Below are 16,179 nucleotides of genomic sequence, written 5' to 3'. Positions count from 1 at the left end.
AGTGATGAAGGTCGATCCGTCACGGGGCCATTCAGTCACATCCTCGTGGTTGGAATCTGGACAATATTTCAACTTGGTCCTATCCCGAATGACATGACCGAGATTACAGAAACGTTGGACGCCCTTGGGCTTTTGTGTCCTCTGCCCGTCCTAAAAGCCCGCAAACGGCTTAAATCCTTGCCTGCAGGGGCCGTACTGCGTGTTTTGGCCGATGACCCGGCGGCTATCGTCGATGTCCCGCATTTCTGCGCCGAGGCTGGGCATACATTGTTGTCGCAAGATCTTGATGGTGCGCATCAGATTTACTTGATTCAAAAATCTGTCTGAAAACCCCTGCGCCAACGAAAAAAGGCGGGCCCATCAGCCCGCCTTTCTTTATTTACCCAATGACCACCATCCGCGCCGTTTCGGCTTGGCAGGTCCCGGTTCCGGTTCTTCCGCTACGGTTTCCAGCACGGGTTCGGGCGTTTCTTCCACTGGCGCTTCTGCGGCGGGTTCAACTTCATCCGCAGTAGGTTCTTCAACCGCTTTTGCTGCGGTTGATTCCACATCCGCAGCGGGTTCTTCGACGACTGCATCCGTAACGATGGCTTTGTCGCCCGCATCCGCAGCGCTGGCCTCTTCGGCAATCACAGGTTCTTCAACCGCAGGTTCAGGTGCCGCAACAAACGCCTCGCCTTGCTCCTGAGCGACCTCTGTCACGTCACCCTCAGGGGTTTCGGCACCTTTTTCTGCCGCAGGTGCATCCGTTACCGTCTCAGCTTCGGCAACTGCTGTTTCAGCCTGTTCGACCGTTTCTTCTGCTATTGCGTCTTTTTTCCGACGACGTGGCGCGCGCTTGCGCTTGGGCTTGGCAGGTTTTTCTTCGTCAGCGGCTTCTGCCTCGACAACCTCAGTCGCAGCTTCTTCGTCGGCTCCTTCGCTTTCAGCATTCTCATGCATCTCAGCTTCATTGCCGTCGCTGGATTGCTCTGTCGCATCACCATTGCCCCCGCCCTTCTTGCGGCGGCGACGACGGCGCTTGCGCTTGGGCTTGGATTCCTCCTCTGCCTGGGCGACTTCGTCTTCGGCGACTTCTTCGTCCGACGAATCCACCAAATCCATCAGTGATGCATCGACGGATACAACAGGCGCAGTGGCTTCCGGCACAATCCGACTGGCGGTCTTGAATTTCTCCATCGAGAAATCGGGGCTGACCAAATGAACGTCACCCTCGATCCGCACCGACAGACCGTACCGCGCCTCAATCTGTGCAATGTGCTCGCGCTTTTGATTCATAAGGAAGTTGGCGATGCTGACAGGGCAGCGCACCAGAACCTCACGCGACCTACGGCGGGTTCCTTCCTCTTCGATCTGACGCAGAATCGACAGGGCCATATTGTCGTCCGAACGGATCAAGCCGGTTCCATGACAGGCCGGGCATGGCTGAGTCGTGGCCTCGATCATACCAGGGCGCAGGCGCTGACGGCTCATCTCCAACAGTCCAAAGCCCGAAATCCGGCCAACCTGAATACGCGCCCGATCAGTTTTCAGCTTATCCTTCAGACGCTTTTCAACCGCTGCGTTGTTCTTGCGCTCGTCCATGTCGATGAAATCGATGACAATCAGACCGGCCAAGTCACGCAGACGCAATTGACGGGCAACTTCTTCGGCGGCCTCCAGGTTGGTCTTCAGCGCGGTTTCCTCGATCGAGCCTTCCTTGGTCGCCCGACCCGAGTTCACGTCGATCGCCACCAAAGCCTCAGTGACACCGATCACAATGTAGCCACCGGATTTCAGCTGAACCGTCGGGTTGAACATCCCTGCCAGATAGCTTTCGACCTGATACCGCGCGAACAGAGGCAGGGCATCCTCATACCGTTTCACGTTCTTAGCGTGAGACGGCATGATCATTTTCATGAAGTCCTTGGCGATGCGGTATCCGCCCTCACCCTCGACCAGGACCTCGTCGATATCGCGGTTATAAAGATCGCGGATCGACCGTTTGATCAGGTCGCCTTCTTCATAGATCTTTGCAGGCGCAATCGATTCCAGTGTCAGGGCACGGATCTGCTCCCACAAGCGCTGCAGGTATTCGTAGTCGCGCTTGATCTCGGACTTGGTGCGCTTGGCCCCCGCTGTACGAATAATCAAACCGGCCCCGGTCGGGACATCAATGTCCGCGGCAATTTCTTTCAGTTTCTTGCGGTCGGCGGCGTTGGTGATTTTGCGGCTGATACCGCCACCGCGCGCAGTGTTCGGCATCAATACGCAATAGCGACCGGCCAAAGACAGGTAGGTTGTCAGTGCAGCGCCCTTGTTGCCGCGCTCTTCCTTGACCACCTGCACCAGCAGGACCTGACGAACCTTGATAACTTCCTGAATCTTATAGCGACGCGGGCGAGGTTTGCGCGGTGGACGGATGTCTTCGCTGTCATCCTCATCCGCTACGGATTCAATTGAATCATCCTTCGAGGACGCATCGACCCCCGTGCCTTCGGCGCCTTCTTCATCCGCATCCTGATTATCGTCGGAGTCTGAGGAGGTTTCAGCCGAGGTATCATTATCTTCAACAGCCGAAGCCTCTGCCGCTTCCTCATTCGCGTTGTCCGAAGCTTCCTCGGCTTGATCTACGACATCTGCTGACGCCTCATCCGAGGCTTCAGCAGGCTCTTCGGTGGTCTCACCAGCAGCGTCGTTGACCCCTTCAGCTTCATCAGTCGCGTCATCGACCTCAACAACAGCCGCTTGCTCAGCGTCTTCAGATACAGCGTCCGACGGGGTCGCATCGCTGTCTTCCGGCTCTTCTACCGGTGTTTCGGCGACAATCTCCATGGGCGAGGTTCCCTCGGGCACCTCTGCATCCGTATCTTCGCCGTCGGCAAGATCGATGGTTTCCATACCAGTCGGCTCGGATGAAACTTCCATCGTTTCAACCGGATCGTCCAATTTCACATCGGCCGCCTTGGACCGCGACCGAGACCGCCGTTTCTTGGGTTTGGATTCTTCGGCTTCATCACGCGCCTTCATCGCCTCGGCGTAGGCGCGTTCTTCCTCCATCAATGCCTCACGGTCGGCGACGGGGATCTGGTAATAGTCCGGATGAATTTCCGAAAACGCCAGGAATCCATGCCGGTTCCCGCCATAATCGACAAACGCCGCCTGAAGCGACGGCTCAACCCGTGTTACTTTTGCAAGATAGATGTTGCCAGCAAGCTGGCGCTTGTTTTCGGACTCAAAATCGAACTCCTCGACCTTGTTTCCGTCGACCACCACGACGCGGGTTTCCTCCGCGTGGGTGGCATCGATAAGCATTTTCTTAGCCATGTTTCCTTGGTGCACCGCGCCAAACGCGTTGTCCTGACCTGTCCAGGCGGACAGGCGCATTTGGGGAGGTGTCTTGTCAGGGCGATTTCGGACGGCGCGCGGCAAGGTCTGGCGCTGTGGCCCCCTGCCCGTTCTCTCAATCGTTGCGCGCGCGTCATCGCGGTTCTTCTCCGACAGGCGCGTCTGACCGCTGCCTGCCCATTTATTCCTTTCGCCCAAGGATCCTGGGCTCAGGTACTACACTGCCCCGTTCGGGGCACAATCGGCCTGCTGAACCGCGAGGGCTTGATCCTCATCAACAGATCAGCAGCGAAACTCAAAAATTCGGGTCTTATGGGCGTCAAATTCGCCTGGCCCGTTCGCACACCATAAAAGCAACCCTGTGGAAAAGACAATGGGCAAACTGCATTCCGCCAAAATGCGCGCGGGCGGATCCCTTTCATCTGGCTAAAAATACCTCGGGGGAGTCGCCAAAGGCGACGGGGGCAGCGCCCCCATTCGCGTCACTTAAAGATAGTCTGAACGCTGAAGACCATATTTGGCCATTTTTTCATTCAGCGTCCGGCGCGGCAGGCAGAGTTCGTCCATAACAGACGCAATCGAGCCTTTGTGGCGGCGCATCGTGTTGTCGATCAGCATCCGCTCGAACGCTTCGACATATTCCTTCAGCGGCTTGCCTTCGGTGGTCATCACCGGCTGCATCTCTTCATGGTCCGACATCAACAGCGACGCAATCGTTCCCGATCCACGGCGCGATTGCAGCACGGCGCGCTCGGCAATATTGATCAATTGGCGCACGTTGCCCGGCCAGGGCGCTTGCAACAGCTGCGCTGCTTCCTGAGCGCTGACCTGAGGTGCATCACAACCGTATTCCTCGGCAAACTGCTCGCTGAGGCGCGTGAAGAGGGTCAGAATGTCCTCACCTCGCTGACGCAGTGGCGGCATCGTGATCCGCAACGCGGCCAGTCGGTAAAACAGATCAGGGCGCAGAACATCCTCAGAGGTTTTTCCCGCTTCCTGCAGATTCGAGATCGCAACGATCCGGGTCTCGGCCGGCGTGCCCTGCTCGTTCATCACGCTCAGCAGCTTGGCCTGTAACGTATCGCTCAGCGCCTCAACATCTTCCAGCACCAGCGTGCCTCCGCGCGCCTCTTCGATTGCGGGCAATTGCGCATCCTCGGGCATCATCGGGCCAAACAACCGTTTGGCCAGCGCGTCTTCCTCGAGCGCTGCGCAGGATACCAAAACAAACTTCTTACCCGCGCGGCTGCCCACCGCATGCAGTGCGTGTGCAACCAGGGTTTTACCGGTTCCGGTCTCACCATCGATCAACACATGTCCGTCGGCCTGCCCAAGGTCCAGAATATCCTCTCGCAACCGCTCCATCACCGGGCTGGCACCGATCAGCTTATTCATGATCTGCGTGCCACCCGACAGCTCGCGCCGAAGTGCCCGATTGTCCAATGTCAGGCGACGGGCATTGCTGGCGCGCTTGGCCAGTTCGGACATGCGATCGGGGTTGAATGGCTTTTCAAGGAAATCGAACGCACCGACACGCATCGCCTCGACCGCCATTGGAACATCACCATGTCCGGTGATCATGATCACAGGCAGGGTGCTGTCGGCGCCCATCAGCTTTTTCAGAAGCTGGATGCCATCCATCCCCGGCATTTTGATATCCGAAATCACGATCCCCGGGTAATCCGGCCCCAGAACCTTGAGCGCATCTTCCGCGCTAGCAAAGGTTTCAGTGTCGTATCCGGACAAAGCAAGCCATTGGCTGATCGACTGGCGCATGTCCTGTTCGTCATCCACAATGGCAATTTTCATGGCCTGTGCCATAGTCATTCCTCGTTATTCCGCGGCCTCAAGGCCGTCGCTTCCCAGTGCTGGCAACTGCATTTCAAACACCGCGCCGCCGTATTGTGCATTGCGCGCAGTCAGCCGTCCTCCATGGTCGTTCACGATCCCAGACGAGATAGCAAGCCCCAGACCTACGCCATCTCCAGGCTGTTTGGTGGTATAGAACGGCTCGAACAGGTTCTCGATGTCCTCTATGCCGTGCCCGTTGTCACGCACGGTCAGGACCGCCATGTCGCCCGCCGCCAGGATGATTTCCACATCCGGCTCTGCTACTGATTTGGTGGCATCCAGCGCATTTCGCAAGAGGTTGACCATCACCTGCTCGATCCGCATCCGGTCCCCCATCACCATTACAGGTTCTTCCGGCAGGATCTGAGTGATCTTCACATGACGCTGACGCAGTTGGGGCTCCATCATAGACAAGGCCGAGGCCAGCGCTTCACCAAGATTTACAGGCGAAAACGCATCCGCCCCTTTGCGTGCATAAGACTTAAGCTGGCGCGTGATCGCACCCATCCGTTCGATCAGGCCATCGATGCGCCCAAAGCTGGCCAGCGCCTCTTCCGGTCGGTTGCGCCGCAACAACAGACGCGCCCCGGCGAGATATGTTTTCATTGCAGCCAGAGGTTGATTGAGCTCGTGACTGACCGCAGCCGACATCTCGCCCAACGCCGCCAATTTCGAGCTTTGCGCGAGGGTCTGTTCTGCCAAATCCAGCGTCTTTTCAACCCGTTCCCGCTCAGCAATTTCTCGCTGTAGCCGCGCGTTCAATGCGCGAAGCTCTGCCGACTCGCGCTGAAACAGGGCCATGCGCAAGGTGGCCCGACGGCTGAGCGCATAGAACGTAAGCGCCAGAAGAATCGCAAACCCCATGATTTCCAGCGCGAGCACGCTGTTCACCTTTTCGCGGATCGACTCAAAGGTGGTGAAAGATGTCATCTGCCAGCCCCGGAACGGGATGCGTGTTTCCATCCGCATCACCGCCTCGCCTTGCAGGTAGGCATCAGGTGGCAATGCCGTCCAGTCGGTTGTGGCCCGAATGGCGCGTTGGATAGCGCCCTGTGGCGGTTGGCGCAGCATTGCCGTGCTTTCTTCCAAGCCACGCCAACGTGGCTCGGTGGACAGGATGATCGTTCCGGTGCTGTCCGTGACCATCACCGCGTCTGATATACCGGCCCATGCGCGCTCGAATTTCTGAAGATCCACCTCAACAATGATGACACCCAGAATTTCCGATCCATTTTCCAGTCGCCGGGAATACACAAAACTGTATCCGCCGGATTCCTTCGGAATGACGGAAAAAATTGTCGCGTTCGATCGGACGGCGTCCACAAAATATGCGGTATTTCTGTGCCCTTCGCCTAGCCTGTTCCGATCGGTCGCCGCGACTGTCCGACCGTCGCTGTCCAGCAGCATCAAGGATGCGGCGCCGATTTCTTCTACAAAAGAGATCAACCGCTGCGTTGAAAGCGTGTAGTCACTGGATTGGAGGGCGGAAATCAAGGTTGGGTCACGAGCCAGCAACTGCGGCACGATTGAGTTTCGTCGCAATTCGCTGAGCAAGTTTCCGGAATACAAGGCCAGCCGTAGTTCAGCCCGGTTTCGGGTTGATTCCGTGAACCTGTCAGTCAACAGTCGGTTGGTAATCCAGACCGTTGCGATTGTTGCGACTAGCAACACCAGCACAGACAGGCGCAGCCGCCAGCCCAGCGGCGCACCACGAAACGGTTTCAACAGATTTGACCAGGCTGATCGCACGTCCGAGTTCATGTCCAGACGTTACGCGCGGGCGCGCGTGACCTCAAGTCACGCCGCTTCAAACACGCCCGACAATGCGCGGAACAGCGCCGCCCCGTCGGTGCCACCGTGACCTTCGTCAGCGGCCCGTTCGGGGTGCGGCATCATTCCCAGCACACGGCGGTTTTCCGACAGAATGCCCGAAATATCACCCACCGAGCCGTTGGGATTCTCGGTATAGGTGAACGCGATACGGTCTTGATCCTGCAATGCCGACAGCGTTTCGTCGTCCGCAAAGTAATTGCCGTCGTGATGTGCAATCGGAATGCCGATCACGTCACCCGCATTGTAGCCGGCGGTAAACACGCTATCGCTGGTTTCAACCTTCAGGCCCACTGTTTTACAAATGTACTTCAGCCCGGCATTGCGCAGCAACGCGCCTGGCAGGATGCCCGTTTCTGTCAAAACCTGGAAACCGTTACAGATACCAACTGCATATCCGCCACGTTCGGTATGATTCACAACCGCTTTGCAGATCGGTGACTTGGCAGCGATGGCCCCGCAGCGCAGATAGTCGCCATACGAAAAGCCGCCCGGTACGCCCACGATATCTACACCGTCGGGCAACGCTGCGTCTTTGTGCCAGACCATATCAACCTTGAAACCGGCCTGCTCAAAAGCGACGGCGAGGTCTCGGTCACAGTTGGATCCGGGGAATACGATTACGGCTGCGCGCATGGCGGGCCCTCCTACGAGACAAAATCAGTAACCACCGCAACGCCCGGAGGGGTCGGATGATCAAAGGCGGCAAGCTCAGCGCTTACCTGGTTGAGAGATATTTTACGCGTGACCAGTGGGCTCAGGTCGATCCCGCCCCCTGCGATCATCGACAACAAGGACGGATAACGCCAGCTTGGCATTCCCCGTGTACCGAAAACAGAAAGCTGGCCAGAGTACAGCACATCCATTGGCAGTGCCATCTGGGTGTGATCCCCCGCAGGCATTCCGATCTGCACCATGCGCCCCAGTTTGCGAAGGGACCGCATCGCGGAGACAGTCGTCACTTCAATGCCCAAGGCTTCAATTGCAACGTGCGCGCCGCCGCCAGTGATGTCCTTCACGGCTTGCGACGCATCACAGGTCGTCGCATTCACGACCGCGTCCGCGCCCAGAGACATGGCATAATCCAGCTTGTCGTCTGCGATATCGACCACCACAACCCGTGCACCAAGGGCCTTGCCCAACAGCAGGGTCGAGATTCCAACGCCACCGCCACCAAAGACCGCAATCCATTCCCCACCCTGAACCTGCGCCCGTCCGACCAATGCCTGCCATGCTGTCGTCACCCGGCACCCAAGGGCGGCCGCCACTTCGGGCGCAATGCTGTCGGGCAACAATGTAAGGTTAGCATCCGCATGGGCTACAGCAATGTATTCGGCAAAGGCGCCATCGCAGGTGAACCCAGGCACAATCTGATCGTTGCAGATTGTCTGATGCCCCTGCGCACAATCCGCGCAATGCCCGCAAGCCAGAATGAAGGGAGCAATCACCCTGTCGCCAACCCGCCACCGGGTAACGCGCGCGCCGACCGCAACAACCTCGCCACAATATTCATGACCAGGTGTCATTGGCAGAATAACGTCTGGATCTGCGCCGGACCACGCGTGCCAGTCAGACCTACATACGCCACAGGCCAGAACCCGAACCACCACACCGTCTTCGGCGGGTTCGGGGTCGGGTACCGTCGTAACCTCAAGTGGTTGGCGATAGGTGATCAGACGCGCGGCCCGCATTCGGTCAGACCAGTTCGATCTCGTAGCGTTCAATGACCGTGTTGGCCAACAGCTTTTCGCACATTTCGGTGACATCCGCTTCGGTTGCACCTTCGGTCAGTTCAAGGTCGATCACCTTGCCTTGACGTACACCTTCGACCTTATCAAAGCCCATTGCGCCCAATGCGTGCCGAACAGCTTCGCCCTGCGGGTCCAGTACCCCGTTCTTGAGCATCACATGCACCCGTGCTTTCATTTTGGCAACTCCACCTTCGGGCCGCAATCCATGGCCCATTTCGTTGCGCGGGGGATAGCGTGCCTGACCGTTTTCGACAACCCTGTTTCCCAAGCAGTTTGCCGCAGTTGTCATCAAGCGAAGCGACTCTTTCGGTTAATCACCAACAGATGAACCTTCCGATAACGCAAAAACCAAAATGCGCCGCGGTTTTTGCCGCAGCGCAGTTTAGTTGACACATAAGTCTCCGGAACGGATCAGTTGATCAGTGTCGGCTTGGTGACATTGGTATTCGGAAGCACACCCAACCGGCGCGCGACTTCTGAATATGCATCGGTCAGGTTGCCCAGATCGCGGCGGAACACATCCTTGTCCAGCTTCTGGCCGGTCTCAATATCCCACAGGCGGCAGCTGTCGGGGCTGATTTCGTCAGCCACGATCAGGCGCTGATAGTCGCCATCGAACACGCGTCCGATCTCGATCTTGAAGTCCACCAGCCGAATACCAACTGCCAGCATCACGCCGCTCATGAAATCGTTCACCCGCAGAGCAATGCTGAGGATGTCGTCCATGTCCTGCTGGCTGGCCCAACCAAAGGCCGCGATATGTTCTTCTGTAACCAGAGGATCACCCAGCGCGTCGTCCTTGTAGCAATATTCGACGATCGGGCGCGGCAGCTGTGTCCCTTCTGCTATGCCCAGACGTTTTGACATCGATCCGGCGGCATAGTTTCGAACGATCACTTCCAACGGAACGATTTCGCAATTGCGCACCAGTTGTTCGCGCATGTTCAGGCGGCGAATAAAGTGGTTCGGAATACCGATTTGGGTCAGGCCGTTCATAAAGAACTCGGACAGGCGATTGTTCAATACGCCCTTGCCGTCAATAACGTCCTTCTTTTCCGCGTTAAACGCGGTGGCGTCATCCTTGAAATACTGCACAATTGTGCCCGGTTCGGGACCTTCATACAGAATCTTGGCCTTACCTTCGTAAATTTTTTTGCGACGCGCCATAAGCGACCTTTCCAGTCTGAGCAGAGGGATTGAGTCCCCTCTCGTTGGCGTTCTCTTAGTGCAAGCCCCCTTTTCTCGCAAGTTCATGTACCCGAGAGGCTTTGACGCAGCGCAAATACCTTGCGCACGGGACGTCGTATGGTCATATCATCAGGAAACAAGATGTAACCCAAGAGGTCCTCACCCAATGACCACGTTCGACGAACGCGAAAACGCCTTTGAAGCCAAATTTGCTCATGACGAAGAAATGCAGTTCAAGGCCCAGGCCCGCTGCAACAAACTACTGGGCCTATGGGCGGCAGAGAAACTGGGCAAAACCGGTGCCGATGCCGAAGAATACGCAAAGACGGTTGTAATCGCCGATTTTGAAGAAGCCGGGCACGAGGATGTTGTGCGCAAGGTTTCAGGCGATTTGGGTAGCTTGTCCTCGGATGACGAAATTCGGGCGAAAATGGCCGAGCTTTTGCCAGAGGCCAAAGCGCAGGTTCTGAGCGAGACCGACTAAACGATTAGCGCCTGACTCATGATCTTCATGAGTTTTATGAATTTGATTTGACGCCCCTGTCGTGTGACATGGGGCGTCTCTATTTTTTAACGGCGATTTGCGCCTTTTTCTGGAATACCCCAATGACAAATGCGCTGAGCAAGCTTCTGGACACCAATGATGCCATTCTGGCGGATGGAGCGACTGGAACAAACCTGTTCAACATGGGCCTGCAATCCGGCGATGCGCCTGAACTCTGGAACGTGGACGCTCCCGAAAAAATCAAAGCCCTGTATCAGGGTTCCGTCGATGCGGGCAGCGATCTTTTCTTGACCAATACGTTCGGTGGCACATCGGCGCGGCTCAAATTGCATGACGCACAGAATCGCGTGGGCGAACTGAACCGCATCGGTGCGGAACTTGGGCGTGAAGTTGCGGACAAGGCGGGACGCCCCGTTGTGGTCGCTGGATCCGTTGGCCCGACCGGCGAGATCATGGAACCCGTCGGAAGCTTGTCTCATTCCGAAGCGGTGGAAATGTTCCACGAACAAGCCGCAGCACTGAAAGAAGGCGGTGTGGATGTGCTGTGGGTCGAAACCATCAGCGCGCCCGAAGAATTCCGCGCCGCCGCCGAAGCGTTTGCGCTGGCCGATATGCCCTGGTGTGGCACCATGAGCTTTGACACAGCGGGTCGCACAATGATGGGTGTCACCTCGGCTGATCTGGCGCAACTGGTTGAAACGCTGCCAAACCCGCCCATCGCATTCGGAGCCAATTGTGGAACCGGCGCATCAGATATTCTGCGCACTGTTCTGGGCTTTGGCGCACAGGGCACGGAACGTCCTCTGATCTCAAAAGGTAACGCGGGCATTCCGAAATACGTGGATGGCCACATCCACTATGACGGTACACCCGAATTGATGGGGCAGTATGCAGCTATGGCGCGCGACGCAGGTGCTACGATCATTGGCGGTTGCTGCGGGACCATGCCCGATCACCTGCGCAAGATGCGCGAGGCGCTGGACACCACATCCCGCGGCGAGCGCCCCACCCTGGAACAAATCACTGATGCGCTTGGTCCGTTTACTTCGGCCTCGGACGGAACCGGCGATGATGCTGCACCCGAGCGCCGAGCGCGCCGCCGCCGCCGCGCCTAAATTCGACCTATTCAGCGCCCTTCGAATTTCGGAGGGCGTTTTTCCATGAATGCCACCACACCTTCGGCGAAATCGCGCGAGCGACCGCATTCGCCTTGCAGATGCGCTTCGGTCGCAAGCTGCTGAGGCAGGGTGTTTTCATATGTCCCACGAACAGCTTGCTTGATCGCGCCATAGGCGGCGGTCGGACCTTTGGCCAGGTATTCCGCCCGTTTGCGCCAATGCGCAGCGAAGTCTTCATCAGGGATGGCCTCCCAGATCAGACCCCAATCATCTGCCTGCCGTGCGCTGATCTTGTCAGCAAACAAAGCCGCCCCCATCGCCTTGGCCAGCCCCATTTGACGTGGCATGAACCAGGTTCCGCCAGCGTCGGGCAGCAACCCGATCCGAGCAAAGGCCTGCAGGAAATAGGCGCTCTCGGCAGCAATCACTACATCCGCGCACAGGGCAAGGTTGGCTCCTGCCCCAGCCGCAGCTCCGTTCACGGCCGCAATCGTTGGCACCGGACAGCTGTGAATCGTCTCCAGCATCGGCTCATATTCGTCCCGCAACGAACGTTCCAAGTCAATCTTGCCGGTTGACGACGCATCACCCAAATCCTGTCCCGAGCAAAAAGCAGGTCCAGCGCCGGTGATCACGATGCACCGGGCTCGGGTCGCCGCATCTTTCATTGCGTGAGTGATTTCAGCTCGCATCTGAGTTGTCAGAGCGTTCATCTTGTCAGGTCTGTTCAATGTCAGAACTGCCAGCCCGTCAGAAATATCCAGAACAACCGTTTCGTATTTCATGAAAACCCTCCCGTCGCGCCTTGCGTTTTTGCACACTTACTGACCCAAACGGGATGGGAAAAGCAGAACCAAACGTCAGTCTTCAAGAATTCGGCGCAGGCGTTCCTTTTCGTCCTCACTCAGCGTCGTGCTCTCAACTGAAGCGTGGGCTTTGGCGCGGTTGCGCAGAAAGTTCAGCCCGACCCCGGCTGCAATCAGCAACATGATGGGTCCGGCGAGCCAAAGAAACAGGTTCGAACCGCTGGTCGTCGGCTTCAGCAGAACGTATTCGCCATAGCGATCTACGATAAAGGCAATTGCCTCTTCATCGCTGTCACCCGCGACCAAACGCTCACGCAGCAACAGGCGCAAGTCACGCGCAAGATCTGCATTGCTTTCGTCGATGCTCTCGTTCCGGCAAACAAGGCAGCGTAGGCCAGTGCTGAGGTCGCGCGCCCGCTGTTCGAGGACCGGATCATCCAGCACCTCGTCGGGCTGCACCGAAAACACGGGTGTCGCCAGCAGCATTAGGATCAGTACAAGGCGTTTCATTCTGCGGGCACTCCGCCAACCGGGGTTTTTCTGGCCCCAGCCGCAACACGGAATCGTCTGTCACATAGGCTTAGGATACCGCCTAGCGACATTAGAATGCAGCCACCCCAGATCCAGTTTGCGAGCGGTTTGATATAGGTCCGCATGACCCAGCCCCCATCGGCCTGCTGATCGCCGATCACGACGTAAAGGTCGCCCAGGAAACGATAGTCGATCGCAGCCTCAGTCGTGGGCATACGCGCCACCGGATAGTCGCGTTTTTCCGGGTGCAGGGTGCCAATCAGACGTCCATTCTTTTCAACCAGGACATCTGCCGTGGTCGAGAAATAGTTCGGCCCCTCAACCTGTCGCACATCTTGCAGGGTCAGCGTGAACTGCCCCACTTCGAACGGCTGGTTGGGTTGCGCCACGCGAATATCTTCGGCCTCCCACGCAGTCAGACCAGCGACCGCGAAGATGGTGACGCCCAAACCGGTATGAGCAACCGCTTTTCCCCAATCCGCGCCCGGCAAACGGAACAGGCGCTTAAGGCTGCCATTGCGGCCTGTGCGGCTCCACAAATCAAGCGCTGCACCAAAGGTGATCCAGGCCCCAAGGAACAGACCAACCGGGCCAAGCGCGCTGCGTCCCGTCTGCATCGCCCAAACCAGCAGAGCAATTGCAAGCGCAAGGCCAAAGGCATAGCGCAGCGACCACGCGGTCTTGCCAATCCTTCCCCGCTTCCACGGCAACATTGACCCAATCGGCAGGATCAACCCAAGCAGCACCATGAACGGAGAGAACGCCGCATTGAAGAACGGAGCACCGACCGAGAGCTTCCGGTCGAACATCATCTCAGCCACCATCGGCCACATGGTGCCTACGAACACAACAAAACAGCTGACAGCCAGCAGCACGTTGTTCGCCACCAAAGCGCTTTCGCGGCTGACCATACCAAACACACCCTTGGCCTCCATCGCTTGGGCGCGCGCGGCAAACAGCGTCAATGCCCCGCCGATAAAGAACACCAGGATCATTAGGATAAATACGCCACGTTCGGGATCGGTTGCAAAGGCATGAACAGACGTGAGAAGCCCAGACCGCACAATGAATGTACCGATCAGTGAAAATCCGAATGCGATGATTGCCAGCAAAATGGTCCAACTCTTCAGCGCCTCGCGCTTTTCCACAACGATAGCAGAGTGCAACAGCGCGGCTGCCAGAAGCCACGGCATGAAAGAGGCGTTCTCGACCGGGTCCCAGAACCAGAAACCGCCCCAGCCGAGTTCGTAGTACGCCCACCAGGAGCCCAACGCGATCCCGATCGTCAGAAAGACCCATGCTGCCAGTGTCCAAGGCCGCACCCACCGCCCCCAAGCAGCGTCGACGCGGCCTTCGATCAGGGCGGCAACGGCAAAGCTGAACGCCATACTCAGCCCCACATATCCGAGATAGAGAAACGGTGGATGGAAGGCCAAACCGGGGTCTTGAAGCAGTGGGTTCAGGTCGCGCCCGTCAAACGGCGCAATTGCAAGCCGGTCAAACGGGTTTGACGTGAACAAAATGAAGGCAAAAAATGCGACAGCAATTGCAGACTGCACGGCCAACACACGTGCCTTAAGCGTTGGCGGCAAACCGCCACCAAAAAACGCAGCCATCGCACCGAACAAGGTGACAATCAGCACCCAAAGCAACATGGACCCTTCGTGGTTCCCCCATGTCCCACTTATCTTGTAGATCATCGGCTTGGCCGAGTGGCTGTTCTCAACCACGATCCTCAGGGAAAAGTCGGACACGACGAAAGCCCAGATCAGAGCACCGAAGGATAATGCCGTTAGCAGGAACTGAACAATGGCCGAAGGCTCGGCAAATGCCATCCATCCGGTCCAACGTTTCGAGGCACCGATCAGGGGCACCACGCTTTGCACGATGGCGACAAAGAAGGCGAGGATTAGGGCAAAGTGGCCGAGTTCTGTAATCATGCCCCGGAATATACTCCGGGGCCAATCCGGGGGCCAATAACTTTCGCCAGATCCGGGGGCACATAGTGTCGCGGGTCAGGTCCTGCGACGCTTGCGCCAGTCTTCCAGCGCAGGGTTAGCATCAGGGCGCGTGACGTCTTGCGTCAAAGCTGAATCCGGGCCAGGATCCGCAGCCCCCGGGCTGTCGGCTCGCAGGGCGCGCAACTGCTCGATATTGTTCAGGACGGCAGGCAATCGCAGCATTGAAACACCGATATCCCGTTGAAACTCCTGCATCTTCACCTGATGCCGTGCTCCAAAGTAAAACGAAACGATAACGCCCAACAACCACCATAAAGGTTCCGGCACCAAAGCCATGCCTTGCATCCTAGCCGCAAACCACAGCGGGTCGACCATGGCCGCGATGAACAACCCCAGCGTCCCTAAGGCCAAAGCCGGACGTGGCAGTCGATTAACACCATCCATAAACCGGTCAAATGAACCTTTTCGCGCAGTTTGGAATTCACCACCAAATTGCAACATGGCTTGCGCTTGAACCTCGGCTCCTCTCCGCGCGCCTGCTTCGGCGTTCTCGCGGTAAAGCTCAACGGTTTCTCTTACCGCATTGCGTCCATTCCCAAACAACAGCGCCAAGACGCCCGAGATCAATCCCATGCTTCCACCCTTCTTTGAAACGCGTCATCTGACATGTGATAGCGGTGCGACAGAAATTCTTCGGCCCGTTTAATCCAGCCACCTTTGCCCCCTGACCGGCTTTGCGCATATTTTCTTAAGGCCGGTCGTCGATCCGCCAGACGAAAGTAGTAATTCCGCCGCGCAATCCCGTATGCATCCCGCAGTGTGGATGGGTCCGGCTAAGCTGCACTTACACAAGCTGCTGCGGTCTTTGGACCAATCACGCCATCCGCCGCGACATTGAAGCCCATGTGTCGCAAAAGTCGTTGCAGGATTTTCACTGCCTGAGATCCGGCGTTCACATACATGTCAAAGACCGAAGCGTGCAGCACATCCGGCAACGACGAAACACGTGGCTTATCAAAGTAATGCTGAACAAAGATGTCGACCGCTTTTTGCCGCGTGAGCAACCGCACGTCGGCAACATCCACAGCACCATCGCCAGTCAAATCCAATCCCAGACGTCGCATTGTGTGAATGGTCACACCGTATTTCGTGGCACCGCCGGGGTCGTCCGGATCATCCACAAACCCGCCTTCTCGTGCAACGATGTCTTCTGCGATCTGCCGAACCGTTTGCATGACATCCCCCAATTTCAACAATCGCGGCAACGGTCCGACAAACCTGTTAACATCCAGAAACGACAAAGGGCGCTGC

General features: G+C 57.3%; 14 protein-coding genes and 1 pseudogene. 3 read left to right on the top strand and 12 right to left on the bottom strand.

Features of this window, described 5'->3' with window-relative positions:
- The first annotated feature begins 93 nt into the window (after positions 1–93).
- Positions 94–327 (top strand): sulfurtransferase TusA family protein, encoded by a 234-nt coding sequence (locus tag GOV91_RS01625; RefSeq protein WP_171174194.1) that lies wholly within the window; start codon positions 94–96, stop codon positions 325–327.
- A 48-nt stretch (positions 328–375) separates the two neighbouring features.
- Here the strand turns inward: GOV91_RS01625 and GOV91_RS01620 are convergent, their stop codons facing one another.
- The 7 genes from GOV91_RS01620 to purC form a co-directional block, all read right to left on the bottom strand.
- Entirely contained in the window at positions 376–3,306 is a 2,931-nt protein-coding gene (locus GOV91_RS01620; RefSeq protein WP_171234566.1) for a ribonuclease E/G, read from the bottom strand.
- A gap of 507 nt (positions 3,307–3,813) precedes the next feature.
- Positions 3,814–5,148 (bottom strand): sigma-54 dependent transcriptional regulator, encoded by a 1,335-nt coding sequence (locus GOV91_RS01615; protein ID WP_050603452.1) that lies wholly within the window; start codon positions 5,146–5,148, stop codon positions 3,814–3,816.
- 12 nt (positions 5,149–5,160) lie between these two features.
- Positions 5,161–6,939 (bottom strand): ATP-binding protein, encoded by a 1,779-nt coding sequence (locus tag GOV91_RS01610; RefSeq protein ID WP_171234205.1) that lies wholly within the window; start codon positions 6,937–6,939, stop codon positions 5,161–5,163.
- Between the two features lie 36 nt (positions 6,940–6,975).
- Positions 6,976–7,644: a phosphoribosylformylglycinamidine synthase subunit PurQ gene (purQ, locus tag GOV91_RS01605; RefSeq protein ID WP_171234204.1), complete on the bottom strand. Its 669-nt coding sequence runs from the start codon at positions 7,642–7,644 to the stop codon at positions 6,976–6,978.
- Positions 7,645–7,655: 11 nt separating this feature from the next.
- Positions 7,656–8,699, bottom strand: coding sequence for a zinc-dependent alcohol dehydrogenase family protein (locus GOV91_RS01600; RefSeq protein ID WP_171234203.1), 1,044 nt, complete (start codon positions 8,697–8,699; stop codon positions 7,656–7,658).
- A gap of 4 nt (positions 8,700–8,703) precedes the next feature.
- Positions 8,704–8,934, bottom strand: a complete 231-nt coding sequence (gene purS, locus GOV91_RS01595; RefSeq protein ID WP_171234565.1) for a phosphoribosylformylglycinamidine synthase subunit PurS — start codon at positions 8,932–8,934, stop codon at positions 8,704–8,706.
- Positions 8,935–9,170: 236 nt separating this feature from the next.
- Positions 9,171–9,926, bottom strand: coding sequence for a phosphoribosylaminoimidazolesuccinocarboxamide synthase (purC, locus tag GOV91_RS01590; RefSeq protein ID WP_171234202.1), 756 nt, complete (start codon positions 9,924–9,926; stop codon positions 9,171–9,173).
- A 187-nt stretch (positions 9,927–10,113) separates the two neighbouring features.
- Between purC and GOV91_RS01585 the strand changes: the two genes are divergently transcribed.
- Together GOV91_RS01585 and bmt are read left to right on the top strand one after the other, a co-directional pair.
- Positions 10,114–10,431, top strand: a complete 318-nt coding sequence (locus tag GOV91_RS01585; RefSeq protein ID WP_171174201.1) for a DUF1476 domain-containing protein — start codon at positions 10,114–10,116, stop codon at positions 10,429–10,431.
- 122 nt (positions 10,432–10,553) lie between these two features.
- Positions 10,554–11,567 (top strand): betaine--homocysteine S-methyltransferase, encoded by a 1,014-nt coding sequence (gene bmt / locus GOV91_RS01580; protein ID WP_171174204.1) that lies wholly within the window; start codon positions 10,554–10,556, stop codon positions 11,565–11,567.
- Positions 11,568–11,578: 11 nt separating this feature from the next.
- Here the strand turns inward: bmt and GOV91_RS01575 are convergent, their stop codons facing one another.
- The 5 genes and pseudogenes from GOV91_RS01575 to GOV91_RS01555 form a co-directional block, all read right to left on the bottom strand.
- A complete protein-coding gene (locus GOV91_RS01575; protein ID WP_171174206.1) occupies positions 11,579–12,355 on the bottom strand; it encodes an enoyl-CoA hydratase-related protein in 777 nt (258 codons plus the stop codon).
- A 75-nt stretch (positions 12,356–12,430) separates the two neighbouring features.
- Positions 12,431–12,886, bottom strand: coding sequence for a cytochrome c-type biogenesis protein (locus tag GOV91_RS01570; protein WP_171174208.1), 456 nt, complete (start codon positions 12,884–12,886; stop codon positions 12,431–12,433).
- A complete protein-coding gene (locus GOV91_RS01565) occupies positions 12,883–14,847 on the bottom strand; it encodes a heme lyase CcmF/NrfE family subunit (RefSeq protein ID WP_171234201.1) in 1,965 nt (654 codons plus the stop codon). Before GOV91_RS01565 ends, GOV91_RS01570 begins: the two co-directional genes overlap by 4 nt.
- A gap of 75 nt (positions 14,848–14,922) precedes the next feature.
- Positions 14,923–15,501: a holin family protein gene (locus tag GOV91_RS01560; RefSeq protein WP_171234200.1), complete on the bottom strand. Its 579-nt coding sequence runs from the start codon at positions 15,499–15,501 to the stop codon at positions 14,923–14,925.
- A pseudogene (locus GOV91_RS01555) lies at positions 15,492–16,103 on the bottom strand (holin-associated N-acetylmuramidase). Before GOV91_RS01555 ends, GOV91_RS01560 begins: the two are co-directional and overlap by 10 nt.
- Positions 16,104–16,179 lie beyond the last annotated feature (76 nt).

This window comes from Ruegeria sp. HKCCA6837 (assembly GCF_013034475.1).
In the GTDB taxonomy this organism is placed as follows: domain Bacteria; phylum Pseudomonadota; class Alphaproteobacteria; order Rhodobacterales; family Rhodobacteraceae; genus Ruegeria.
This window is presented reverse-complemented; position numbering and strand designations above follow the sequence as displayed.